Here is a 25,198-nt window from a genome sequence, read left to right as displayed (position 1 = left end):
TGAGCGACCCATGAACAGGTGTGCGGTCATCGGCGTGGGGCAGACGCACTACCGGACCAGCCGCCGGGACGTGTCCATCGCCGGGCTGGTGCGCGAGGCGGCGCTGCGGGCGCTGGCGGACGCCGGGCTGACGTTCAAGGACATCGACGCCGTGGTGGTCGGCAAGGCGCCCGACCTGTTCGAGGGCGTGATGATGCCGGAGTCGTACCTGGCGGACGCGCTCGGCGCGGCGGGCAAGCCGATGACCCGGGTGCACACGGCCGGCAGCGTCGGCGGCTCCACGGCACTGGTCGGCGCGTCGCTGGTGCAGGGCGGGGTGCACGACCGGGTGCTGGTGGTGGCCTTCGAGAAGCAGTCGGAGTCCAACGCCACCTGGGCCCTGTCCACCCACCTGCCCTTCAGCGCGTCGCTCGTGGTGGGCGCGGGCGGCTACTTCGCGCCGCACATCCGCGAATACATGCGCAGATCCGGCGCCCCCGACCACATCGGCACGCTCGTGGCGGTCAAGGACCGGCTGAACGCGCTGAAGAACCCCTACGCCCACCTCAAGATCCCCGGCATCGACCGGCGGATGGTCGAGTCCACGCCCATGCTGTGGGAGCCGATCCGCTACCTGGAGGCGTGCCCGTCCAGCGACGGCGCCTGCGCGATGGTGCTGGCCTCCGAATCCGCGGTCACCGGCACGCCCGCCTGGGTGCACGGCACGGCCATGCGCTCCGAGCCGATCAACCGCGCCGGCCGCGACACGGTCAGCCCGCAGGCCGGCAAGGACTGCGCCGCCGACGTCTACCGGCAGGCCGGCATCGCCGACCCGAGACGGCAGATCGACGTGGCCGAGGTGTACGTGCCGTTCTCCTGGTACGAGCCGATGTGGCTGGAGAACCTGGGGTTCGCGGCGGAAGGAGAGGGGTGGAAGCTCACCGAGTCCGGCGCCACGGCGCTCGACGGTGACATTCCGTGGAACGCCTCCGGCGGGGTGCTGTCCAGCAACCCGATCGGAGCCTCGGGGTTGATCAGGTTCGCCGAGGCCGCGCAGCAGGTGCGTGGGATGGCGGGCGAGCACCAGGTGGACGGCGCCCGCACGGCGCTCGGCCACGCCTATGGCGGGGGAGCCCAGTTCTTCGCGATGTGGATCGTCGGACGGGAGAGACTCTGATGGAGTTCAACCACGCTGACCTGTTCGAAGGGCTCGCGGACACGATCGGGGACAGGACGGCCGTCGTCTGCGGCTCCGAGCGGCGCACCTACGCCGAGCTGGAGGCCGAGTCGAACCGGCTCGCCCACTACCTCATGGACCTCGGCGTCCGGCCGGGCCAGCACGTGGGCCTGCACCTCTACAACGGCATCGAGTACGTCGTGGGGTTGCTGGCCGCTCTGAAGATCAGGGCTGTGCCGATCAACGTCAACTACCGGTACGTCGCGGCCGAACTGCTCTACCTGTACCGGGACTCCGATATCAGGGCGCTGGTCTACGACGTGGAGTTCGACGCCAGGGTGGCCGCGGCGGCGAGCGAGTCGCCGCTGCTCGAACACCTGATCTGCGTGGGCGGGCCGTCGGCGGTCGACGCGGCGGTGCCGTACGCGGCGGCTCTGGAGCGCGGCAGGCCGGAACGGGACTTCCCACCGCGAACGGGTCAGGACGTGTACATCATCTACACCGGCGGCACCACCGGCCTGCCCAAGGGCGCGATGTGGCACGTCGAGGACCTGTTCATGGGCTTCGGCGGCGGCAACCCGTACGGCGAGCCGCGCGCCACCCCGCAGGAGGTGATCGACGAGGCGTCCAAGGCCAGTCCGATGGTCATGATGGCCGTCCCGCCCCTGATGCACGGGGCCGCGCAGATGGCCACGTTCATCACGTGGTGGATGGGCTCGGCCATGGTGTACGTGCGCAAGTTCGACCCCGCCGAAGTGTGGCGGACGGTCGGGCGGGAGCGCGTGTTCACCATGAACATCACCGGCGATGCCATGGCCAGGCCGCTGGCCGAGGAGCTGGCGCGCGGCGGCTACGACGTCTCCTCGCTGTTCGTGGTGAGCTCGACCGGGGCGATCCTGTCCGGCGCGGTCCGCGACCGCCTGCAGGAGCTGCTGCCCAACGTGATGATCCTCGACAACTTCGGCTCCACCGAGTCCGGCTACACGGCCTCCGGCGTGGCCGGGTCGTCCCCCGAGAAAGGGCTGCGCTACCAGCCGAACTCCGTCGTCAAGCTGGCCGTGCTGGACGAGTCCAACCGTCCGGTCGAGCCCGGCTCCGGACGGCTCGGCACGGTCGCGAGGTCGGGGCGGGTGGCGTTCGGCTACTACAACGACCCGGCGAAGACCGCCCGCACCTTCGTCACGGACGAGGCGGGCACGCGGTGGCTGCTCACCGGCGACCTGGCGACGGTCGATCCCGACGGGACCGTGAACGTGTTCGGCCGCGGGTCGCAGTGCATCAACACCGGCGGGGAGAAGGTGTTCCCCGAGGAGGTGGAGGCGGTGCTCAAGGGGCATCCGGCGGTGTTCGACGCGGTGGTGACCGGGGTGCCGGACGAGCGGTGGGGGAGCAGGGTGGCCGCCGTGGTCGAGCCGCGCCAGGGGCTGGAGGTAACGTCCGCCGAGCTGGACGGGCACTGCCGGAAGCTGCTGTCGGGGTACAAGGTGCCGCGTTCGTACGCGTTCGTGCACGAGATGGTGCGCTCGCCCGCCGGAAAGGCGGACTACCGGTGGGCCAGGGAGACGGTGGAGGCCGCCGACTCGCGAGACGATCCCGCTAGCGGCGCGTGAGGTGGCGTAGCTCCTGCTCGATGGCCGCCTTCGCCGCGCCGTCCCCGCCCGCCTTCTCCAGCAGGCGCAGTCGCCCGCGCAGCACGTCCAGCAGCAGCCCGGCCAGCTCCGTCTCTCGCGGTGCCAGCTCGCGCAGCAGGTCGGCCGACACGCGCAGGGCGGCGTCCGCGGCGTCGTCCCGGCCCAGCTCCTGCTGGCAGAAGCCGAGCCGGGCGTGCGCCACGGCCCTGGACACCTCGTCCCGCGTCACCTGGGTGCCGCGGTGGAAGACGAGCCCGGCCTCCAGTGCCCGGCCCGCCTCCATGAGCGCGTCGCCCAGCATGAGCATCGCCCTGGACAGCAGCCCCGCCTGCAGCCGGTTGCCCGACGGGAACCGCTCCAGCGCCGCGACCGCCTCCCGCAACGGCTGGATCGCGTCCGCGGCCTGGTCCCGCACCCGCAGCGCGGAGGCCAGCGTCAGGCAGGCGCCCGCCCGGCTGGTGTGCAGGGCCCGCGCGTCCATGCCGGTGGTCAGGAGCTCGTCGTAGATCGCGATGGCCTCCCGGGCACGTGCCTCCGCCTCCGCCGCGCCGTCCGGCCGCAGCGCCGGCAGCAGCTCGGAGCTCTGCGCCAGCGAGTCGGCCAGGATCGCCCGGTACGTGAGATCGTCCGGCCGCCGCCTGGCCCGCGGGATCAGCTCCTCCACGAGGGCGTGGGCCTCGGCCGGCGCGCCGAGCATCATGTGGCACCTGACCAGCCGCTGCGTGGCCAGCGCGTGCTTGACGGTGTCCGCGGGGTGGCCGGTCGTGGCGAGCCTGGCGTACTCGGCGGCCTCCTCGGGCCGGCCCCCGGCCATCAGGTCGTCGGCCACCACCGCCGCGGTCTCGGCCGCCGCCCGCGGGTCCGGCAGCCGGGCGAACAGCGCCACGGCCTCCACGAGGTGCGCCAGCGCCTCCTGCTCCCTGCCGGACGCCCGCAGCACCCGCCCGCGCACCTGGATCGCCCGCGCCCGCAGGCGCGGCAACTCCGGGCCCGCCCGCTCGGCGTGTTCCAGCTCGGCCAGCGACCAGGTGATCGCCTCCAGCGCGGCCTGCGGCCGATCGAGCCCGGCCAGGACCTCGCCCAGTTGAGCGTAGGTGAGCGCCGCCACGGCGGGGTCGTCCAGCTCATCGCAGAGGTCGGCGGCCCGCTCGCAGTGCGCCAGCGCCTCCACGGAACGACCGTGCTCGTGCAGCCTGCCGGCGTAAATCTGCAGCATCTCCACCAGCACCCCACCCACGGGTGCCCCACTCGGCCGCATCCCATCCACCGGCGCCCCGCCTGCCGGTGCCCCGTCCGGATGCACCGCGTCTGACGGTCCCCGTGCCTGGGCCACCGCGTCCAGCAGGTCGATGGCCTGCTCCAGCACGGGGAGTGGTGGGGCGTCCTCCAGCCGGGCCAGCGCGGCGAGCGCCGTCCCGAGCCGCTCGCGGTATCCGGCGGAGACGGCGACGAGCCCCCGGTAGACGCGAACGGCCAGCTCGGCGCCCCGCACGGCACTCGTCGCATCACCCGCCCGTGCCGCCGCGTCGCTGAACCGGGCCAGGCACCGGGCGTACCCGTCGTGCAGCCCCGGCTCGCCGCTGGCCGGCGCCTCCCGTTCCAGCGCGTCGGTGAACGAGGTGAGCGACGGCACCAGCCCGGCCAGATCCGCGCCCGACATGTCTCCCAGGCCGCCCGACAACTCCTCGATGAGGACATGGAGCACGTCGGCGTCTGGCAGCGGCCGGATCCCCAGCATCCGGACATGCAGCGCCACCCCCGAGGCGGCGCCTTCCCGCAGCCGCGCCAGCCGGATCAGCGCCAGCAGGTGCACGGTGCCGAGATCGGGCGGAACGGGCCCATACTCCTCCAACAACGCCGTGCCCCCCGCCAGCTTGGCCCGCGCCGCCTCCTCGTCGTGCGACTCGGCCAGGCAGAGCCCAGCGAGCTCCAGGCATGTGGCGGTGACCAGCCGGACCTCCCGGGACCCAGGGGTGTGCAGGAGGTCCGCGGCCTCCGCGGAGCCCGGGGCTGAGGGGAGCAGGCGGTCGGTGGGCTCCCCGGAGCCTGGGGCTGAGAGGAGCAGGTGGTCGGTGGGTTCCACCGGAAGCAGATCCAGTGCCCGGGTCACGGATTCCAGCGCGCCCTCCACGTTCCGCCTGCCGAAGCGGATCCCGGCCAGCAGCCGCAGCGCTCCCGCCAGGGCCACCGGAGGCTGCAGCCTGTCGGCCACGAGCCCGGCGCACAGCTCGACCAGCCGGTCGGCGGCCGACTCGGCCTCGGACGGGTCGGCGGCATGGGACAGCGCGACCGTCTCCAGCACCATCAGCTCGGCCAGCTCCCTCCGGAAAGCCGCACTGGTGCCGGTCTGCGGCTCGTAGGACTCGATGGCGGTGAGCAGGTGCGGTATGGCCTCCTTGTGCCGGCCGAGTGCCACGAGCGTCCGCCCGAGCGCCGCCGCGACCATGCCCACGGCGATGGCGTGCGGCTGATCGGGTACGGAGTTCCGCCGCAGCGATTCGGTGGCCTGCATGGCCAGCACGAACCCGTCGCCCGCCCGGCCGGCGTCCGCCCACGCCCGTGCCAGCGTGGCCTGGGCGGAAAAGTGCGCATGGACCTCCTCGACCCCTGGCGTGCCCGCACTCCCGACGACCCCGCGCCGCTCGGCCAGCAACCGCTCGGCCCGCCTCACCCCCTCTTCCGCCGGCTGCTCACTGACCAGCGCCAACATCCAGGGCCGCCCGCCCGCCCCACGCGCCGTCCCAGGCGTAAGAGACGGCTCGCGCGCCGTCCCAGGGGTGGAGGGGACCGTGCCAGGCGCGGAGGAGGACGGTCCGTCCGCTCTGCTCGTCACCTCGAACGCGTGGGACCGGTCCTCGACGCCCGGGGCCGTCCGCAGGCGGCTCAGTCTGGCCCGGACCTCGGAACGGCGGCGTCGGTGATCTTCATCCCCTTCCGTGCCGGGTGCGTCGTACAGCTCGGCCGCGATCTCCAGTTGCGCCAGGCCGTCCACGGGCCGGCCGAGCTCGTCCAGGCACAGGCCGAGTAGCCACCTGGCCCTGGCCTGGGTCGGGAGATGCCGCTCCGCCGCCACGCCCATGGCCTCCTGCAGCGGATGGAGCGCGTCCTCCGCCCGGTCGTCGATCAGCAGCAGCTCGCCCAGGTCCAGCAACCGCCCGGCCAGGCGGAGCCGGTGGGCGTCGGGTTCGAGTGTGACCAGCGCGCGCAGGTTCCGCGCGGCCTCCCCGGCGGAGCGTACGGCGGCGTCCAGGTCGTCCAGCCGGGCGTGGACCCTGGACCGCAGGCCGGCGGCGGTGGCGAGCAGATGCCGCAACTCCGGCTCCGCATCCGCCAGCCCGCGCAGCCGTCCCACGGCCTCGACGGCGGGTAGGAGGGCGTCGGCCGCCCGCTCCCGCCCGTGCAGCCAGGCGGCCAGGAGGTGCAGGCGCAGGGCCACGTCCCTGCTCGTCGGGGCGGCGTTCCTGACGGCGGCGGTGACGGCGACGGCCAGGCACGCCCCCAACTCGGCCAGCACGTCCGCGTCCACCTCCGCATACAGCGGCAGCGGCTCGGGCACCGACCACGCGGCCACCTCGGGAGCCGCCAGGGGCACCTCCGGACCGCCTGGTGTGGGGTGATGGTCCGCGTCGGGCGGAGCCGTGGGCGCGGGGGGCAGGATGGACAGGAGACCGGTCAGGTTCGCCGCGAGCTCGGGATCGCCGCCCGCCGTCCCGAACGCCGTCACCGCCTCGCCCAGCCGCCCGGCCTCCAGCAGCGCGCACGCCAGGTTGTGGTGCGCCCGCGCGACCTCCCCGCCGTGCCCCGGATCCTCCTCGGCCAGGATGCGGTAGCGGGCCGCCGCCTCCTGAGCGGGCTTGAGCGCGGCGGCGGGCTCGCCCGCCGGCAGCAGGCACACGGCCAGTTGGAACAGCGCCTCGGCCCGGCCGACCGCCTCCTCGTACGGGGGAGCGGCGGCGAGGATCTCGACGGACTCCTGGGCCGCCGCGACGGCCTCGCCCACCCGGCCCACGGCGGCCAGCCGCCCCGCGAGCACCGAAAGGGCCCTGGCCAGCCCCATCCGCGTCCCCACGACCCGGCGATGCCGTACGACCAGCTCGCCCAGCGTCACACCAAGCGCCCGCAACCCCAACTGACCCGCCGCCGGATCGGGCACCTCCGCCCGCGGTTCGCGTGGTGCCCTGCCGGGTGCCGGTAACCCTGGCTCCGGGGCCGTCGGGTCGATCGACCGTGGGGTGTCCGGTAACCCCGGCTTCGGGGTCGCCGGGCCGATCGACCGCGGGGTATATCGTGCCAACTGCTCGGTCACGGCCCGGGCGAGTTCGTGGTCGGCGTGGAACAGGCCGAGGGCGGCGTTCAGGAGATCGCCGAGCCTGGTGGCGGGCGCCGTCGCGCTCTCCGCGACCAGGCTTCCGATCCGGGCCGACAGCAGCGACCGGAGCGCCGCGCGTATCCGCTGCCGGCCGGCCGACAGGCGCAGGACGTCGAGCAGGCGGATGAGGTGCCCGACCGTGCGCCCCTCATGGTCATGTACCGCGAGCACGAGCGCGCCCAGATCGTCTGTCTCGTCCAGCAGTTGCTCGGCGATGAGGTCGGGGCCGAGCGGGGAAAGCCGTTCGCCGCCGGGGAAGATCCGTCCCAGCCAGGCGGTCAGGCGCAGGGTACGGTCATGCAGCCCGCCCGCGGCCGTCCCGAGGTCGCGGATCCCCGGTACGGTCGCCAGCAGGCCGGGAAGCTCGGCGGGCGTGGGCGCGGTGAGCGTGAGGACGGCCACGGCCTGCAGCGCCGTGACGTCGTCCACCCGTTCGTGCCCGTCGGGCCAGACCCGCGCCCATCGCTCGCGCTCATGGGTGAGGAACCGGCCGAGCAGCCCGTCACCCACGTCGGCACCACCACCGACGCGCGGGATCGGCTCCGTGCCCGCCTCGTCCTCGCTCGAATGTCTCCCCCCGGAGGCGTCACCGATCGAGGGGCGCGAAAAGGGCGAAGGGCTCGGAAGGTCCGCGTGGGTCGGGGCGGCCAGGAGGTTCGCGGCGCTCGGTGGGGTTTCGTCACCCCCTGTTCCAGGGTCGCCGCCGTCGCGCAGGTGGAGCAGAGCGGCCAGGTGGACGCGGACCGGCAGGCCGTACTCCGGGTCGTCGAGGCGGGGCGGAGGTGGCAGGACGGCCCGGCTGGGGGCGAAGGCCTTCATGGCGGCGAACGCGTGCCCGTTCCGCTCCTTCAGTGTCAGCGGACGGGCGTTGAGGTGGACGGTCGTGCTGTTGAGGCGGCGCAGCCAGCCCCCGGAGGCCGTGTCGAGGCGTCGCCACCACTCCGGATCCCCAGGTTCGCGGGCCACCAGGAGGAGCCGGATCCGGGGGTTGCGGTCGTGCTTGGCCAGCCGGCGGATCAGCTCGCCCACCAGCGGCGCGGACGGCTCCGGGTGATCGACGACCAGCAGCGTCGGGCGCCTGGCGTCCAGCCGCGTGACCCGCGCCGCCGGCGGATCCGGGGCGTCCAACCGCCCGGGGAGGGAGGTCAGGGGGAGGGTGCCGGTGTCCCAGCCCGCCTGTGCGAGCTCCGTGCACAGCTCGCCGGCCAGCCGGGTCTTGCCCGTGCCGCTACGGCCGGTCAGTACGGCGATCGACAGCGCGGCCGGTTCGGCGGTCCAGGCGCGCAGGGCGGCCAGTTCCTCGTGCCGGCCCAGGAACGGCACCACCGCGTGCCGCGCCATCAGCAGCGTCCAGTCCGGGCAGTCCGGCGGGAGCCCGGTGCGCGCGGGGGACAGCAGGCCCGGCAGCATCACCACGGGGTCGGCCTCGGCGACCGCCTCCAGCCGGCCGGGAGCCACGCCGGCCAGCGCGCGGAAGCGCTCGTCGCTCAGCAGCGCGGTCACGGGCACGGCGTCCAGCCGCCGCTCGGCGTACCCGGCGGGGCCGGTCGTGACGACGCCGATGAGCTGCCCGGCGGGCTCGGCGAGCAGGACGGCGCCCGACATGCCCTGCCAGACCGCGACGGGCACCTCGGGCGCCGGTCCGGGGCTCAGCACATCGACAGCCAGCGTCTTCGACACCGCGCCGGAGGGGGCCTCGACCAGCCCGGTGAACGTCTGCGCGGCCCTGGGCCCGCCCCGCCGCCCCGCCATCGGGAACCCCCTGGCCACGCAGCGCAGCCGATAGCCGGGACCGGTCACCCTGGCCCAGCGGACGTGTTCGATCCCCGGCAGGCCGCCCCACGGGGCGTCGGCCACCCGCAGCAGCACCGCGCCGGCCTCGCCGCGCCCCCGCCACACCTGCTCGGCCGTCGCCCAGCGGGACGAGGAGGGCAGGCGTACCTGGCAGGGCGCGCCGGGATCCACCACCTGGCCGGAGGACAGCACCAGATCGCCGCCGATCACATAGCCAGAGCCGGTCACCCCGACGAGGTCGTCGTGACCCGAGTAGACCTCGACGACCCGTTCGAGCCCGAGGCGATGCGATGGCGTGTCCATGGGGTCCGCCTATGAGGTACTTCCTGGCCTGCCGTCCCTCCGAATCAGATCTCACTATCGCACTTGGGACCGGAAATTTCCCGGCTTGTCAGGCCTTCGCGGTTGTGAGCCAGGCCGCCAGCCCCAGGTACACCACGCCGCTGCCCACGTCGAGGCGGCGCCGGGCCCTGGCCGACCCGCGCACCCGGCCGGCCAGGGCCGAGGAGAGCATCGCGTACGCGCCGTCGCTGAATATCCCGAGCACCAGCCAGAACGCGCCGAGCAGCAGGATCTGCGGCGCGACGGGCCCCGCCGCCGGGTCGCAGAACTGCGGCAGGAACGCCAGGAAGAAGATCGCCGTCTTCGGGTTGAGCGTGTTGACCACGAACCCCTCCCAGAACAGCCGCCGCTTCGACTGCACGGTCAGCTCAACGGCCTCCTCGCCCTCACCCCGCCGCATCAGCTTGCGGACGCCGAGCCAGAGCAGATAGGCCACGCCGACGTACTTCACCACGGTGAACGCGGTGGCCGAGGCCGCCAGCAGCGCGCTGATGCCCAGTGCCGCCGCCCCGATGTGCGCGAGCGAGCCCGTATGCACGCCCAGCACCGAGAGGAAGCCCGCCGCCCGGCCCTGTGTGACGCTCCTGGTGACGATGTAGAGAACGGCCGGTCCGGGCACCACCAGCAACCCGAGAGTGGCCGCGCAAAATACGGCAATGGTTGATGTGTCTGGCATGCGGCCATCGTAGAGGTGGTGTCAAAGGCTTTCCTGAAGGGTCTTCAGCAGCGCCTCCGTGGCCGGCGGGTGGGGCGGCTCGCCGTGGACGGCGGCGTACACGTGCCTGGTCGAGCCCGGCACCTCCGCCACCTCCACGTCCGGGTTGCGGTGGGCGCTGAGCGCGAGCCCCGGCAGCAGGGTCAGGCCCAGGTCGGCCGCCACCAGCGCCTGCACGGCCACGATGTCGTCGCTGGTGAACGAGATCCGCGGCTCGAACCCCGCCTTGTCGCAGATGTCCAGCAGGTGGCTGCGGCACCGGTCGCAGCCCGCGATCCAGGGCGACTCGGCGTGGTCGGCCAGCGCGCCCGCCGGGGCGCTCGACACCAGGTAGCTGGGGTCGTCGAGGAGGTGGACCAGGTGCAGGCCGGCGTCCTCGGGGGCGGTGTCGTCGTACCGGAAGATCACCGCGACGTCCACCCGTCCAGCCCGCAGCAGCCGGAGCGCCTCCGGCGGCTCGGTTTCGGTGAGCTGCAGGCGCAGCCCGGGGTGGGCCCCGGACAGCGCCCGGGCGGCCCTGGGGATGAACGTGCCCAGGGCCGAGGGGAACGCGGCCAGCCGGACGCGGCCGGAACGCAGCCCCACGTGCGCGGCGAGCTCCTCGGCCGTGGCGTCGAGCCGGCCGATGATCTCCGCGGCCCGCTCGGCCAGCAGCCGGCCCGCGTCGGTGAGCCTGATGCCGCGCCCCACTCGCTGGACGAGCCGGGCCCCGGTCTCCGCCTCCAGCCTGGCCAGGTGGTGGCTGATCGAGGGCTGGGAGTAGTGCAGCTCCTGGGCGGCCGCGGTCAGCGAGCCCCGGCGGGCCACCGCGACGAGGACGCGGAGACGGGTGACATCCAGCATTCATCAATCATATCTATCGATGGCCCATAAAACTTCTGTTGGACCTATCGGTGCTGGTCGTAGCAGAGTAGAAGGGGAAGACAGAATATCGGCTTTCCCTAGGGGAATACCATGAATACGGCCACCGCCACCACCGCCAGGCCCGGCCTCGACCGGCTCGTGGCGGGCATCTCCGGGATCGTCAGCCGGCGGCCGGCCCCCCGCGAGACCGCGTACGCCGTCGCCGACCTGCTCCGCGGCCGGCTGCCCGGGCTGGACATCCTCACCCCCCGAGAGCGCGACGGCTCGCCCGACGGGTACGTCTCCCACGTGCTGCACGCGCAGGACGACTTCTCGATCGTGGCCGTCGTCTGGCGCCCTGGCCAGGAGACGGTGATCCACGACCACGTCGCCTGGTGCACGTTCGGCATCCTCAGCGGGATCGAGGACGAGATCCTTTACCGGGACATGGGCGACCACCTTGTGCGGATCGGGCATGCCAGCAACCGGCCGGGCGAGGTCAGCGGCTTCGCGCCGCCCGGGGACATCCACATGGTGCGCAACACCAGCGCGGAGGTCGGGGTGTCGCTGCACGTCTACGGGGCGGACGTGAGCAGGCTGGGCAGCAGCGTGCGCCGCGTCTACGAGCTTCCCGTCAAATAGCCCGATGAGCGCGATCGAGGTGGCCGACCGGGGCCGCCACCTCGATCCACCGCCCGCCGAGCTGCTCGATCCGGGAGCCGCGAGGCGTCAGGCGCCCAGCGCCGAGGGCAGGCTGATCTCCTGCAGGAACAGGGCCTCCGTGGTGGCCACCCGGCGCAGCTCCTCCAGGTCCACGCGCTCGTTCGGGGCGTGGATGGCCGCGTCCTCGTCCTCCGCCCCGAACAGCAGGATCTCCGCCGCGGGGAACTGCTTCAGCAGCGTGCTCACCAACGGGATCGACCCGCCGGCGCCCACGTCGCGCGGCGGCCGGCCGAAGGCCCGCTCCATCGCCTTGTTGAGCGCCGCACGGGCCTTGCCGCCCGAGTCGGCCTGGAAGCCCGCCCCCACCGTGAAGTCCCCGAACGAGACCCGCACCCCCCACGGCGCCACCTGCCGCAGGAACTCCACCACCGCGTCGACCGTCGTCTTCGGGTCCCCGGCGGGCGGCACCCGCACCGTCACCCGGGCCCGGGCCACCGGCTGGACCGCGTTCACGGCCCCCGACACCGTCGGGACGTCCAGGCCGGTCACCGTGATCGCGTAAGAGGACCACAGCCGGTCCGCCAGCGACCCCGAGCCCACCAGCGACACCTCGTCGAGGACGCCCGCCGTCTTCCGGAAATCCTCCTCCGCCGGCCCGTGCCCGAGGAAGTTGCCCCGCGGCAGCCCCGGCACGCGCACGTCGCCGTTGTCGTCGTGCAGCGAGGTCAGCATGCGCATCAGCGCCGCCAGCGCGTCGGGGGCGGCCCCGCCGAACGAGCCGCTGTGCAGGGCCTCGCGCAGCGTGCGGACCTCGACGGTGAAGGCGGCCATGCCGCGCAGCGACGTGGTGACCGCCGGGTCGCCGACGCGCGGGTTGCCGGTGTCGGCGACCACGATGGCGTCCGCCCGCAGCAGGTCGGGGTTGCGCTCGACGAACGCCTCCAGGCGCTCGCCCGCGTATTCCTCCTGGCCCTCGATGATGACCTTGACGCCCACGGGGAAACGCCCCTGGAAGGCGCGCAGGGCGGTGACGTGGGAGATGATGCCCGACTTGTCGTCAGCGCAGCCCCGCCCGTACAGGCGGCCGTCGATCAGGGTCGGCTCGAACGGCGGCGTGCGCCAGGCGGACATGTCGCCGGGCGGCTGCACGTCGTAGTGCGAGTAGAGCAGGACCGTGGGCGCGCCGGGCGGGGCGGGAGCCTCGCCGTAGACCGCCGGGAAGCTGCCCTCCACGGCGACCTGCTGGACGCGCGGCAGGCCGACGGAGCGCAGCAGCTCCTCGGTCATCGCCGCGGCGGCGAGGACCGGCTCTTCCGGGTGTCCGGGAAAGGCCACGGAAGGGATGGCGGCCAGGCGCTTGAGCTCTTCGACGGCCTGCGGCATCGCTGCGGCGACAGCGCTCTCGATCTGGTCAGGAGTCACGGGTGGTCCCCCGGGGGTTGTACTCAGCGGTTCTCCACAGGTCTGCGCCGTGGAGCCCCGTTCTCGACATTTTGGCTCTCATTGCACCACACCGCTTCGAGCGGTGCCGATACCGGCTGACCTGCTTGCCGGCCTACGTACGGATTTCGTCGCAGTTACATAGCGGTTCTGCGGATCTCGATTATCTTGCATAGTGTCGCTACCGATTCGCTTGGCAAACTCGCAGGTGAACATGCAGACTGTGGGGAGTTCAGACACAAGGGACGATAACCATGACGCAGCCGGAAAACGACGTCCTGAAGGCCGCTCAGGACCACCTGTGGTTGCACTTCACCAGGCACAGCGCCTATCAGCAGTCCGAGATCCCGACCATCGTGCGCGGTGAGGGGTCCTACGTCTACGACATCCACGGCAAGCGCTATCTGGACGGCCTGGCCGGGCTTTTCGTCGTCCAGGTCGGCCACGGGCGGCAGGAGCTGGCCGAGGCCGCCGCCAAGCAGGCCCAGGAGCTGGCCTTCTTCCCCCTCTGGTCCTACGCCCACCCCAAGGCGGCCGAGCTGGCCCAGCGCCTGGCCGCCCACACCCCCGGCGAGCTGAACCGCGTCTTCTTCACCACCGGCGGCGGCGAGGCGGTCGAGACCGCCTGGAAGCTGGCCAAGCAGTACTACAAGCTCATCGGCAAGCCCCTCAAGCACAAGGTCATCAGCCGCCAGATCGCCTACCACGGCACCCCGCAGGGCGCGCTGTCGATCACCGGCATCCCCGCGTTCAAGCAGATGTTCGAGCCGCTCGTACCCGGCTCGGTCCGCGTGCCCAACACCAACCACTACCGCGCCGACGAGATCAGCGGCATCAAGGGCATGACCCCCGAGGAGTACGGCCTGTGGGCGGCCGACCGGGTGGCCCGCGCCATCGAGATGGAGGGCCCCGACACCGTGGCCGCCGTCTTCGCCGAGCCCGTACAGAACGCCGGCGGCTGTTTCCCGCCCCCGCCCGGCTACTTCCAGCGCCTGCGCGAGATCTGCGACGAATACGACGTGCTGCTCGTCTCCGACGAGGTCATCTGCGCCTTCGGGCGGCTCGGCACCATGTTCGGGGGCCAGAAGTTCGACTACGTGCCGGACATCATCACCTGCGCCAAGGGCATGACCAGCGGCTACTCGCCCATCGGCGCCATGATCGCGCATGAGCGGCTGTTCGAGCCGTTCAAGGGTGGCGATACCATGTTCGCGCACGGCTATACTTTCGGCGGGCATCCCGTCTCCGCAGCCGTGGCCCTGGCCAACCTCGACATCTTCGAGCGCGAGGACCTGCTCGGCCACGTGACCAAGAACGAGCCGCTGTTCAAACAGACTCTCGACACCCTGCGTGAGCTGCCGATCGTCGGCGACGTGCGCGGCTCCGGCTATTTCTGGGGTATCGAGTTGGTCAAGGACAAGACCACCAAGGAGACTTTCAACGCAGAGGAGTCCGAGCGGTTGCTGCGCGGATTCCTGTCGAAGGCGCTGTTCGACGCGGGCCTCTACTGCCGCGCCGACGACCGGGGGGATCCCGTCATCCAGCTCTCGCCTCCGCTGGTGGCGGGCCCCCAGGAGTTCGAGGAGATCGGCTCCATCCTTCGAAACGTGCTCACCGAGGCCTGGGCTCGTCTCTGATGACGGACCCACCGTAAGACCCTCACTCCGGTACGACGAAGTGCCGGTTCGCTGAAAGGACCACCACCATGAAAATCGGCGTTCCAGCCGAGGTGAAAAATCACGAATATCGTGTCGCCGCCACCCCGGCGGGGGTGCACGAGTTGGTGCGCAACGGCCACGACGTCATCGTCCAGCGAGGCGCGGGCCTGGGCTCGCACATCACGGACGAGGAATACCTCGCGGCCGGCGCGAAGATCCTCGACAGTGCCGACTCCGTCTGGGGCCAGGCGGACATGGTGCTCAAGGTGAAGGAGCCGATCGCCGAGGAATACCATCGGCTGCGCGAGGGCCTGGTGCTCTTCACGTACCTGCACCTGGCCGCCTCCCGCGCGTGCACCGACGCGCTGCTCGGCGCGAAGACCACCGGCATCGCCTACGAGACCGTGCAGGTGGGCAAGTCGCTGCCGCTGCTCGCCCCGATGTCGGAGGTCGCCGGGCGGCTGGCGCCGCAGGTGGGCGCGTACAACCTGATGCGGTTCAACGGCGGTCGTGGTGTCCTGCCGGGTGGCGTGCCCGGCGTGGCGCCGGCCAAGGTGGTCGTGATCGGCGGCGGCGTCTCCGGCCTGAACGCCGCCCAGATCGCGGTCGGCATGGGCGCGGACGTGACCGTGCTCGACACCAACGTCGACCGCCTGCGCTTCATCGACGCGATCTACCAGGGCCGGCTCAAGACGCTGGTCTCGACGTCGTACGCGATCGAGCAGGAGGTCCTCCAGGCCGACCTGGTGATCGGCGCGGTGCTGATCCCCGGCGCCAAGGCCCCGACGCTGGTCTCCAACGACCAGGTCTCGCGCATGAAGCCGGGCTCCGTGCTCGTCGACATCGCCATCGACCAGGGCGGCTGCTTCGAGGACTCGCGCCCGACCACGCACGCCGACCCGACGTACACCGTGCACGGCTCGGTCTTCTACTGCGTGGCCAACATGCCCGGCTCGGTGGCCAACACCTCCACCAACGCCCTGACCAACGCGACCCTCCCGTACGCGGTCAAGCTGGCCAACCTGGGCTGGCGCGAGGCGCTGAGGTCCGACCCGGCGCTCGCCGGCGGGCTCAACACGTTTGACGGCCGGCTGACCAACCAGCCGGTCGCCGATGCGCTCGGGCTGCCCTGCACGCCGGTGGCCGAGCTGGTCTGACCCGTCCCGGGCACGGCCGGACAGCCGTGCCCATCACGGGGGTCACTGGAGCCCCAGCCGGCGCCGCAGGTCGCGGGCCGTGGCCAGGACGTGCTGGATCTCCCCGTCGCCCGGCCACGGCGCGCTGCCCGGCCGTAGCAGCGTGCCGCGCACCGACGCCAGATGCTCGATCGCGCTCGCGTGCACCCCGCTGCGCTCCACCAGCCAACCGATCACGTCCGAGTGGTCGTGCAGCGGCCTGGTCACCAGATCCCACGTGCCCAGCACCTCCGTCAGGTCGGCCACGGACAGCGGCGTGCCGCCCCTGCGCCCGGTGGCGGCCACGGCCAGCTCGGCCCGGGCCACCAGCTCCGGCTCGGCGGGCCGGTCCCAGCCGGGCGGCGGCGGGTCGGCCAGCCACTCCCGCGCCTCGCCGTGCTCGCCCGCCACCGACAGCAGCCCACCCAGCTCCACGGCGGCCCCGTGGTGCCCGGCCCGCGCCGCCTGCCGGAACCAGTGCTGACCGGCGGCCAGGTCGCCGAACTCGGCGATGAGCAGCAGGCCGTAGTCGTAGGCCGATTCGGCGTCGCCACCGGCCGCCGCCCGGCCGAACCAGTGGCCGGCCGCCGTGTTGTCACCCAGCTCCATGCACACGAACCCGGCCATGCGCTGATCCTCCAGCCGCCCCGCGGCGGCCGCCCGCTCGAACCAGGCGCGGGCCGTGCGCAGGTCGCCCCTGGACAGCGCGATACCGCCGAGCCTGGAGGCGGCGCCGGGGTGCTCGCTCTTGGCGGCCAGCCGGTAGTAGGCCTCCGCGCCCTCGGGGTCGCGGCTGGCGTGCAGGTAGAGGCCCATGCAGTAGGCGGAGTCGGCGTGCCCGCCGCGGGCCGCGAACTCCCACCAGCGCACGGTCTCCGTGCCCTCGCCCGCCGAGTAGGCCAGGAAGCCGAGGTCGTGCGCCGAGGCCAGGTCGCCGTCGTCGGCCGCCTGGCGGTGCCACTCGCGGGCCGCCGGCAGCTCGCCCGCGTCCTCGCACATCAGCGCCAGCCGGCGGGCCGCCATGCCGGACCCGGCCCTGGCCGCGCTCTCGAACCAGCTCCTGGCCCGCTCCGCGTCGCCCCGCTGCTCCAGCAGGAGCGTCGCCAGGTTGGTCGCCGCCTCGGCGTCGCCGGTGGCGGCGGCGATCTCGTACCAGGTGACGGCCTGCTCCAGGCTGCCGTGCTTCTCGTGCCAGATACCCAGGTTGTAGGCGCTGTCGACGTTGCCGCCCGCGGCGGCCCGCTCCCACCACCGCCGTGCGGCCACCCGGTCGCCATGCTGGGCGTAGAGCTTGCCGAGCCGGTGCGCGGCCCGCGCGTCTCCCGCCTGCGCGGCGGCCAGCAGCTCGGGTTCGTCCCCCACGCGCGGCGCGGGCACCGCCACCTCTCCTTGCCAGGCCATGGCGACAGCGTGGCACGTGATCGCTCGATTGCGAACGGTAATCGCCGACAAGGCCCTACGAGAACTTGATGAACCCCGCGTACATGCCCATGCCGCAGACGTACCGGAGTGAGCCGGGTCGTTGCGGCGGCAGGCGTACGGTGGCCGGCAGCGCCACGTCACGCCCGCCGATCGCCACCGTGCCGGTGCAGCCCCGGTCCGCCAGTTTGAAGACCACCTCGACCGGCACCCCCGCGCGGGCCGTCACGATGGCCGGCCGGTAGCCGTCGCGGGTCGCCCACACGGTGACCGACCGCGCTCCCACCTCGGGCGCGGCGGGCGCGGCACTCGGCAGCCAGCCGCCCAGGCTCACCCCGGCACCGGCGGTCCAGAGCCCCGCCGCGATCGCCACGACGCCGGCCGCACTGGCCAGCCGGGTGCGGGAGACGCGCCGCAGCACGTACCCGAGCAGCGCGAACGCCGGCGCGGAGCCGGCCACGAAGCCCGCCATGGCCGCCGCTCCCGCCAGCGGGGAGCCGCTGGAGACGGCGACCATCTCGACGCCGAGCGTCACCCCGCAGGGCACGAGGATGGTGGCCGCGCCCAGCAGGGGCGCCTTGTACGCGGCGGGCGGACGGCCCGCGGCCGGTGCGCATCCGGCGTGCCCGCGCCTCATGAGCCGGACCGCGAAGACGACGACCGTGACGCCGGCCGCGACGAGCAGCACCGCCCGCGCCTGTGGCGGCAGCTTGACGGCCGAGCCGAGCAGCCCGAGCAGAGCCCCGGCGGTCGTGTGGGAGGCCAGCCGTCCAGCCAGGAACCAGCCCACCAGCACGGGGTCGCGCCCGTGGCGGTCGTGGTCGACCAGTCCCATCAGCAGCCCGCCCTGGGCCGCGGCGCACGAGGCGGTCCCCGCCAGGAGCCCAGCGGCGAGACCGCCCGCGAGCAGGGTGGTGGCGGCGCTCACGGGCCGCTCCTGGAGGGATCCCGCGCGTTCAGTGGACGAGCGCCAGCTCGTCCAGGGATCCGCTCTTGGCGGCCGCCACGATGGAGCTGAACTGGTCGAGGCTCATCTCCACGCGCTGCCCGAAGTCATCGGTGATGACCACCCGGCGCTCCTCAGGTGCGGTGTGATCGACGAACAGCTCCGGGCAACCGCAGCTGCACTGGCCGCAGAATCTAGCGATGGACCGCATTCCTGTCCCCACTCTCTATATGCGTATACGAAACATAACGCGGGGTTATGGGTTCGGCCAGTAACAGTTGATTCACCCTCGGTGACGTTTATGAGGTGCCGTTCTTGAGTACGGATACCTTTTCGAAATACTCGTCGTCGCTCATCTTGCCGCGGGCGTACCGCTCGGCGAGGATCTGCTCGGCGGACGCGGTGGGCGAGGCGGGTCCGGCGGTCCGAGGGTGGCGGGGGCCCCACCAGCCCCTGCGCCAGGCGGTGACGGCGAGCGCGGCGAGGGCGATCCAGGTCAGGGCCCAGAACGCCGGGATGATCGGCCAGAAGCCGCCGCCCCAGTGCGGGGGCCCATTGTGCGATCGTGTGCATTTCTCCTCCTTGGGTGTCGCCTCAAGGATCCGTGCACGGGGCCGCCCGCCGAATCGCACCCGGGGCTCGATCGGCGGTCCGCCCGAAGGAGTGTTTCGGGCGGGCACGAATACGCCCTGGGATGTAGGGGCGCAGGAGATTTACGGGCCTAATTTACGGTGATTTACGGGGACTTAGGGGAGGAGTTTCCAGGAGCGGCATTCAGGCCAGGCAGAATTCGTTGCCCTCGGGGTCGGCCAGCACCGCCCAGTCGTCGTACGTGGCCAGCAGCCGGGCGCCCAGCCCGATCAGCCGGTCGAGCTCGGAGTCCAGGTCGTCGGCGCGCAGGTCGAGGTGGAGGCGGTTCTTCACGACCTTGCGCTCCGGCACGCGCTGGAACCACAGGCGCGGCGGCCCGCCCTCCACCAGCACCGTCGGATCGTCCTCCGGGTCCTCGACGCCCTCGCCGCGCAGCCGTTCGAGCTCGGCCTCGTCGTAGGGCGCCACCGCGTAGCCGTCGAGCGCCGCGGCCCAGAACCGGGCCAGCGCGGCCGGATGCCGGCAGTCCACCACCACGTCACGCAGTCTGGCCATCGGGCCGCCTCGCCTCGATCAGGAACCTGGCGGAATGGGCGACGAACGGCCCCTCATCCTCGATCAGCTCGTGCATCTCGCGCAGCCGGGCACCGAAGCGCTCGACCGAGAACCCCGGCACGATCCAGATCACCTTCCGCAGGAAGTAGATCACCGCCCCGACGTCGCGAAACTCCATCCGCAACCGCTCGGAGCGCAGGTCCACGACCTCCAGCCCGGCCGCCTCCGCCTCCGCCCCGGCCGCGCCGGGGTCGCGGGCCGAGCCGTCCTGCGGCCCCAGGAAGAATTCGCACACCTCGAAGACGCTCCTCGGCCCCACCTGCTGAGAGAGGTAGGACCCGCCGGGCCGCAGCACGCGGGCGATCTCCTGCCACCACGTCCGCACGGGATGGCGGCTGGTCACCAGGTCGAAGCTGCCGCCCCGGAACGGCAGCCGCGGCTCCTCGTCATCGGCCACCACCCGGGCCCCGAGCGGCCGCAGCCGGGCGTCGGCCAGCTTGAGATTGGGCGGCCACGACTCGGTCGCCACGGTCACCGGCGGCAGCTTCGGGAGACCTGCCAGGATCTCTCCGCCGCCGGTCTGGATGTCGAGCGCGGCCCGCGCGGTGGCCATCCGCTCGCCGAGCAGCCGGGAGTAGCCCCAGGAAGGCCGCTCCTCGCTGGCCCGGCCGTCGAGCCAGGAGAAGTCCCAGCCGTCTACGGAGGCGCTTGCCGCCTCCTGAACGAGATCGTCATAAGTGCGCCCCATCCTCCGACCATGGCAGCGGCCCGCCTCGCGGATCAACCAGTTTTCGCCCGCCGAGGATCCCGGCCGCCCAAAAATCTCGTTCAACCGGACCGCAGGCGGGCGACGATGTCAAAGCCAACCGGGTTTGACCAGCCCCGACTCGTACGCGATCACGACGAGCTGGGCCCGGTCCCTGGCGTGCAGCTTCATCATGGCCCGGCTGACGTGCGTCTTGGCGGTGGCCGGCGACATGAACAGCTTGGCCGCGATCTCGTCGTTGGTCATGCCGGTGCCGACCAGGGCGAGGACCTCGCGCTCGCGCTCGGTGAGCTGGTCGAGGCCGTCGGCGGCGACCGGTTCCTTGGCGCGGGAGGCGTACTCGGCGATGAGCCGGCGGGTCACGCTGGGCGACAGCAGCGCCTCGCCCGCCGCCACCACCCGCACCGCCTGGATCAGCTCGGCCGGCTCGGTGTCCTTGACCAGGAAGCCGCTGGCCCCGCCGCGCAGCGCCTCGAAGACGTACTCGTCCAGCTCGAACGTGGTCAGGATGATGATGCGCGGCCCCGGCGGCATCTGGCGGGTGGCGGTCAGGCCGTCGGTGCCGGGCATGCGGATGTCCATCAGCACCACGTCCGGCCGGTGCTCGGCCGCCAGCCGCACCGCCTCGGCGCCGTCGGACGCCTCGGCCACCACGGTCATGTCCGGCTGGGCGTCGAGCAGCGCCTTGAAACCCGCCCGGACCAGCGCCTGGTCGTCGGCCAGCAGCACTTTGATCATTGACTCTCCTCGGGTAGTGGCAGCCGGGCCTCGACCTGGAAACCGGGGCCCGAGGGGCCGGCGACGAGGGTGCCGCCCAGCGCGGAGGCCCGCTCGCGCATGCCGGGGATGCCGTTGCCGCTGCCCGCCTCGGCCAGCACCGGGACCGCGGTCGCGCCCGTGTCGTTGACCTGGATGGCGAGCTCCTCCTGGCCGTATTCCAGGCGCACGTTCACCTCGGAGCCGGGCGCGTGGCGGGCGGCGTTGGTCAGTGACTCCTGCACGATCCGGTACGCGGCCCGATCGACCTGTGGGGGCAGCGGCCGGGGACCGACCCGTTCGATCGACACCCGCATGCCCGAGCGCTCGATCAGCTCGTCCAGGCGGTCGAGCCCGGCGGTCGGGGAGCGCGGGGCGCCCTCGCGCAGGACGTCGAGGACCGAGCGCATCTCGCCGAGCACCTCCTTGGAGGCCGTCTTGATGGTGGCCAGCGCGGACCTGGCCTGCTCGGGGTTGGTGTCGATGAGGTGCAGCGCGGTAGAGGCCTGGACATGGATGAGCGAGATGTTGTGCGCCAGCACGTCATGCAGCTCCTGGGCCATGGTCAGGCGCTCCTCGCTGGCCTGCCGCCGGGCCTCCTCCTCGGCGATGCGCTCGCGCTCGGCCCGGCGTTCCCTGACGGTCCTGACCAGCTCGGCCACCACCATCAGCAGCGTCACGGCGGTGAAGATCCACACGTTGTGGAAGAGGTCGCGTCGGCCGACCGTCCAGCCGTAGGCGACGAAGGAGGCCACCGAGGCCCCGGCCATGATCCAGCCGATCAGCCTCCTTCCACGCAGGATCAGCAGGATGAGCAGGGTCGCCAGGCTGACGAAGCTGGGACCGAAGGCGTATCCGCCGATCAGGAAGAGGTCGCAGGCGGCGAGCGTGGCGATGGTGGTCGGCAGCGGGAAACGCCGGTGCAGGACGATCGCCAGCGGTCCGACCAGCAACAACCCGTAGGCGTAGGGGTCGAGCGGCTCCCTGAAGGTCTGCTGCCCGTAGGACGCGCCCTTGCCGATGACGAACTGGGCGGCCGCCACGATGAGGGCGAGATAGGGATCGAATCCGAGCTTGCCACGCACGGGTCCTACGCTAGGTCAGCACGTTGACCAGCGCATCACCCTTGCGTTTCAGTGGGCCCTACCGCGACGGGCGTACGTGGTCCATCGTGGAGACCATGCGCCGAGTGATCGTTCCCGCAACAGCAGTCCTCGTCACACTCGTGTCGGCCCCGCCCGCGCTGGCGGAGCACCAGGAAAAAGTACCGGTCGCCGAGGGGTACGGCGGCGCCGTCGCCACCGTCGACCTCGATGCCAGCAAGGCCGCCATCTCCGTGCTCAGGAAGGGCGGCAACGCCGTGGACGCCGCGGTCGCCGCGGGTGCCGTGCTCGGCGTGACGGAGCCGTACTCCGCGGGCCTGGCCGGCGGCGGCTTCATGGTCTACTACGACGCCAGGCAGCGTAAGGTCTTCACGATCGACGGCCGGGAGACCGCCCCGCGGGCCATGACCTCCACCACGTTCGAGGGCATCCCGTTCGAGGAGGGCGTCACCAGCGGCCTGTCGGCCGGCGTGCCCGGCACGGTCGCGAACTGGGACCTGGCCCTGCGGAGGTTCGGCACGACCTCCCTCAAGGAGGCGCTCAAGCCCGCGATCGAGGTGGCCTCCAAGGGCTTCGTCGTGGACCAGACCTTTCACGACCAGACCGCCGCCAACGCCGCCCGCTTCGCGGACATCTCCACCACGGCCAAGCTCTACCTGCCCAACGGCGCGCCGCCCCCCGTCGGCTCGGTGTTCAGGAACCCCGAGCTCGCCGACACCTACCGCGAGCTGGGCAAACGCGGCCCGAGCTGGCTCTATGACGGGCGGCTCGGCAAGGAGATCGTGGCCACCGTCAAGCGGCCGCCGGTCACCCCCGGCAGCACCCGCAACGTCCGCCCCGGCCTCATGGAGATGTCCGACCTGCGCGACTACCGCGCCCTGACACGCGAGCCCACCAAGGTCTCCTACAAGGGCTTGGACGTGTACGGCATGGCGCCCCCGTCCTCCGGCGGCTCGACCGTCGGGGAGGCGCTCAACATCCTGGAGAACCTGCCCCGCGTCGGTCTGCACGAATACCTGGAGGCGTCCAGGCTGGCCTTCGCCGACCGCGGCGCGTACGTCGGCGACATCCCCGGCGTGCCGCTCAAGCAGCTCCTGTCCGACGGCTTCGCCAAGGAGCGGGCCTGCCAGATCGGTGACCGGGCGATGGCCCACCCGGCCGCGCCGGGCAGCCCGGACGGCTCCTACGAGCGCTGCCCCCAGCCCACGGGCAGCGCCACTCCGGTCGCGACGGAGGGCCCGGAGACCACTCACATGGTCGTCGCCGACCGCTGGGGCAACGTGATCGCCTACAACCTGACCATCGAGTCCACCGGCGGCAACGGCATCGTGGTGCCGGGGCGCGGCGTGCTGCTCAACAACGAGCTGACGGACTTCACGTTCGGCCCGGCGCCCGGCGACCCGAACCTGCCCGGCCCCGGCAAGCGGCCGCGCTCGTCGATGGCGCCGACGCTGGTGTTCGACCACGGCAGGCCGGTGCTCGCGGCCGGTTCGCCGGGCGGCGCGACCATCATCACGACCGTGCTGCAGATCCTGGTCAACCGCTACGACTTCGGCATGAGCCTGCCGGACGCCCTCGCCGCGCCGCGCGCCTCCCAGCGCAACACCGCGCAGACGCAGGCCGAGCCGGCGTTCCTGACGAGGTACCGGACCGAGTTGGAGGCCCTGGGGCACGGCTTCGCCGAGACCTCGGAGATCGGCGCGGCCACGGCGCTGGAGTTCCTCGGCAGGGACCGGGTCCAGGCGGTGGCCGAGCCGGTCAGGCGCGGCGGCGGGAGCGCGATGGTGGTGTCGCCTAGAAGATGAGCTCGTAGGCGCCGGGCTGCACCTTCCTCGTACGCGCCCAGTACTCGAAGGTGAAGCCCGGCCAGATCGTCCGGTTCACGCCGTGCTCGTCCAGGTACCAGGAGCTGCAGCCCGCGTTCCACACCAGGGGGTCGAGCCGGCGGCGCAGGCGCCGGTTGAACGCGCGCTGCGCGCCCGGCTTGACGTCCAGGGCCCTGGCCCCGGTTCTGGACAGCAGGCGCAGGCAGTTGACGATGTAGCGGACCTGCGACTCGATCATGAACACGACCGAGTTGTGCCCGAGGCCGGTGTTGGGGCCGAGCAGGAAGAACAGGTTCGGGAAGCCGGTGGTGGCGATCCCGTAGTAGGCCCGCACGCCGTCCCGCCAGGCGTCCTGGATCTTCAGGCCGTCCCGGCCGACGATGTGCTGGTCGGTGAGCGCGTCCACGACCTTGAAGCCGGTGCCGTAGACGATCACGTCGGCCGGGTGCTCGGCGCCCGCCGCGTCCACGATCGAGTGCTCCCTGATCTCGGCGGTGCCGTCGGTGACCAGCTCGACATTCTCCCTGGTCAGGGTCGGGTAGTAGTCGCTGGAGTAGAGGATGCGCTTGCAGCCGATCAGGTAGTCGGGGGTGAGCCGGCGGCGCAGGTCCGGGTCGGGGACCTGCGCCCGCAGATGGTCGAGCGCGAGCTTGCGCTGCGGCTTCATCAGGCGGGGGTCGGCCGCGAAGCCCAGGCCCCTGGTCTCCAGGAGCCAGTAGAGGCCGTCGCGTACGGTCCTGGCCAGGCCGGGCAGGCGCAGGATCCGGTGCAGGCCGGGGGAGAGGGCGGGGTCCACCTTGGGATGGATCCACGGGGGTGTGCGCTGGAAGACGGTCAGGTGGCCGGCGCTGGGGGCGATCCGTGGGACGAACTGGACGGCTGAGGCGCCGGTGCCGATGACGGCGACGCGCTTGCCGGTCAGGTCGACCGAGTGGTCCCACTCGGCGGAGTGGAAGGCGGGGCCGCGGAATGCGGTACGCCCCGCAATTTCCGGATATTTCGGGATATGGAGGGCGCCGACGGCCGAGACGACGGCGTTCGTGCGCAGTGTGGTCCCGTCATCCGTGGTGACCGACCAGCCCCGCCTGGCGTCGTCGTAGTCGAGGGCGGTGACCCGCTTGCCATACCGGATGTGGGGGGTGACGGCGTATTTGTCGGCGCATGCGCGCAGGTAGTCCCAGATCTCTTGTTGCGGGGCGAACATCCGTGACCAGTCGGGGTTCAGCTCGAACGAGTAGGAGTACATGTGCGAGGGGATGTCGCACGCGCAGCCGGGATAGGTGTTGTCGCGCCAGGTGCCGCCCAGGTCGTCGGCCTTCTCCAGGATGACGAAGTCGTGGTATCCGGCTGCCTTGAGCTTGATCGCCATGCCGATCCCACCGAACCCCGCGCCGATGATCACCAACCCTGGTTCGCCCACTGGACCTCCCCGGCAGTTATTGGACGCCGT

Annotated in this window: 18 protein-coding genes; 6 read left to right on the top strand and 12 right to left on the bottom strand. The window is 72.2% G+C overall.

Features of this window, described 5'->3' with window-relative positions; genetic code table 11:
* Nucleotides 1-10: 10 nt before the first annotated feature.
* Nucleotides 11-1,156, top strand: a complete 1,146-nt coding sequence (locus tag ABGB18_RS20475) for a thiolase domain-containing protein (protein WP_347697140.1) — start codon at nucleotides 11-13, stop codon at nucleotides 1,154-1,156.
* Complete coding sequence (locus ABGB18_RS20470; RefSeq protein ID WP_347697139.1) at nucleotides 1,156-2,766, top strand: acyl-CoA synthetase; 1,611 nt, start codon at nucleotides 1,156-1,158, stop codon at nucleotides 2,764-2,766. Before ABGB18_RS20475 ends, ABGB18_RS20470 begins: the two co-directional genes overlap by 1 nt.
* On the opposite strand, the gene ABGB18_RS20465 is transcribed toward ABGB18_RS20470, so the two are convergent.
* From ABGB18_RS20465 to ABGB18_RS20455, 3 genes are all read right to left on the bottom strand, one after another.
* Nucleotides 2,753-9,253 (bottom strand): hypothetical protein, encoded by a 6,501-nt coding sequence (locus tag ABGB18_RS20465; protein ID WP_347697138.1) that lies wholly within the window; start codon nucleotides 9,251-9,253, stop codon nucleotides 2,753-2,755. The two genes, ABGB18_RS20470 and ABGB18_RS20465, sit on opposite strands and share 14 nt — an antisense overlap.
* 88 nt (nucleotides 9,254-9,341) lie before the next feature.
* Nucleotides 9,342-9,968: a LysE family translocator gene (locus tag ABGB18_RS20460; protein WP_347697137.1), complete on the bottom strand. Its 627-nt coding sequence runs from the start codon at nucleotides 9,966-9,968 to the stop codon at nucleotides 9,342-9,344.
* Between the two features lie 21 nt (nucleotides 9,969-9,989).
* Nucleotides 9,990-10,850 (bottom strand): LysR family transcriptional regulator, encoded by an 861-nt coding sequence (locus tag ABGB18_RS20455; protein ID WP_347697136.1) that lies wholly within the window; start codon nucleotides 10,848-10,850, stop codon nucleotides 9,990-9,992.
* Between the two features lie 111 nt (nucleotides 10,851-10,961).
* Here ABGB18_RS20455 and ABGB18_RS20450 point away from each other — a divergent pair, with 111 nt between their 5' ends.
* Nucleotides 10,962-11,492: a cysteine dioxygenase family protein gene (locus ABGB18_RS20450; protein WP_347697135.1), complete on the top strand. Its 531-nt coding sequence runs from the start codon at nucleotides 10,962-10,964 to the stop codon at nucleotides 11,490-11,492.
* An 87-nt stretch (nucleotides 11,493-11,579) separates the two neighbouring features.
* Here the strand turns inward: ABGB18_RS20450 and ABGB18_RS20445 are convergent, their stop codons facing one another.
* A complete protein-coding gene (locus ABGB18_RS20445; RefSeq protein WP_347697134.1) occupies nucleotides 11,580-12,935 on the bottom strand; it encodes a dipeptidase in 1,356 nt (451 codons plus the stop codon).
* Nucleotides 12,936-13,207: 272 nt separating this feature from the next.
* Between ABGB18_RS20445 and ABGB18_RS20440 the strand changes: the two genes are divergently transcribed.
* Together ABGB18_RS20440 and ald are read left to right on the top strand one after the other, a co-directional pair.
* On the top strand, nucleotides 13,208-14,590 hold the full coding sequence (locus tag ABGB18_RS20440; RefSeq protein WP_347697133.1) for an aspartate aminotransferase family protein: 1,383 nt from the start codon (nucleotides 13,208-13,210) through the stop codon (nucleotides 14,588-14,590).
* Nucleotides 14,591-14,658: 68 nt separating this feature from the next.
* Nucleotides 14,659-15,768 carry an alanine dehydrogenase gene (gene ald / locus ABGB18_RS20435; RefSeq protein WP_347697132.1) on the top strand — a complete coding sequence of 370 codons (1,110 nt, stop codon included), beginning with the start codon at nucleotides 14,659-14,661 and terminating at the stop codon, nucleotides 15,766-15,768.
* A 42-nt stretch (nucleotides 15,769-15,810) separates the two neighbouring features.
* Here the strand turns inward: ald and ABGB18_RS20430 are convergent, their stop codons facing one another.
* The 7 genes from ABGB18_RS20430 to ABGB18_RS20400 form a co-directional block, all read right to left on the bottom strand.
* Nucleotides 15,811-17,187, bottom strand: a complete 1,377-nt coding sequence (locus tag ABGB18_RS20430) for a tetratricopeptide repeat protein (protein ID WP_347697131.1) — start codon at nucleotides 17,185-17,187, stop codon at nucleotides 15,811-15,813.
* A 55-nt stretch (nucleotides 17,188-17,242) separates the two neighbouring features.
* Nucleotides 17,243-18,133 carry a sulfite exporter TauE/SafE family protein gene (locus ABGB18_RS20425; protein WP_347697130.1) on the bottom strand — a complete coding sequence of 297 codons (891 nt, stop codon included), beginning with the start codon at nucleotides 18,131-18,133 and terminating at the stop codon, nucleotides 17,243-17,245.
* A gap of 317 nt (nucleotides 18,134-18,450) precedes the next feature.
* Entirely contained in the window at nucleotides 18,451-18,783 is a 333-nt protein-coding gene (locus tag ABGB18_RS20420; protein ID WP_347697129.1) for a hypothetical protein, read from the bottom strand.
* A 142-nt stretch (nucleotides 18,784-18,925) separates the two neighbouring features.
* The gene (locus ABGB18_RS20415) at nucleotides 18,926-19,297 is read right to left on the bottom strand and encodes a VOC family protein (protein WP_347697128.1); all 372 of its coding nucleotides are present in this window, start codon (nucleotides 19,295-19,297) and stop codon (nucleotides 18,926-18,928) included.
* Complete coding sequence (locus ABGB18_RS20410; protein WP_347697127.1) at nucleotides 19,281-20,045, bottom strand: class I SAM-dependent methyltransferase; 765 nt, start codon at nucleotides 20,043-20,045, stop codon at nucleotides 19,281-19,283. Before ABGB18_RS20410 ends, ABGB18_RS20415 begins: the two co-directional genes overlap by 17 nt.
* Before the next feature lie 108 nt (nucleotides 20,046-20,153).
* On the bottom strand, nucleotides 20,154-20,801 hold the full coding sequence (locus ABGB18_RS20405; protein WP_347697126.1) for a response regulator transcription factor: 648 nt from the start codon (nucleotides 20,799-20,801) through the stop codon (nucleotides 20,154-20,156).
* Nucleotides 20,798-21,904: a histidine kinase gene (locus ABGB18_RS20400; RefSeq protein WP_347697125.1), complete on the bottom strand. Its 1,107-nt coding sequence runs from the start codon at nucleotides 21,902-21,904 to the stop codon at nucleotides 20,798-20,800. The genes ABGB18_RS20405 and ABGB18_RS20400 overlap by 4 nt, the downstream gene beginning before the upstream one ends.
* A gap of 95 nt (nucleotides 21,905-21,999) precedes the next feature.
* On the opposite strand from ABGB18_RS20400, the gene ABGB18_RS20395 reads away from it, so the two are divergent.
* Complete coding sequence (locus tag ABGB18_RS20395) at nucleotides 22,000-23,727, top strand: gamma-glutamyltransferase family protein (protein WP_347697124.1); 1,728 nt, start codon at nucleotides 22,000-22,002, stop codon at nucleotides 23,725-23,727.
* On the opposite strand, the gene ABGB18_RS20390 is transcribed toward ABGB18_RS20395, so the two are convergent.
* Nucleotides 23,717-25,168 (bottom strand): NAD(P)/FAD-dependent oxidoreductase, encoded by a 1,452-nt coding sequence (locus ABGB18_RS20390; protein ID WP_347697123.1) that lies wholly within the window; start codon nucleotides 25,166-25,168, stop codon nucleotides 23,717-23,719. The two genes, ABGB18_RS20395 and ABGB18_RS20390, sit on opposite strands and share 11 nt — an antisense overlap.
* Nucleotides 25,169-25,198: the final 30 nt, after the last annotated feature.

It is taken from the genome of Nonomuraea sp. B12E4 (assembly GCF_039871825.1).
In the GTDB taxonomy this organism is placed as follows: Bacteria; Actinomycetota; Actinomycetes; order Streptosporangiales; family Streptosporangiaceae; genus Nonomuraea.
This window is presented reverse-complemented; position numbering and strand designations above follow the sequence as displayed.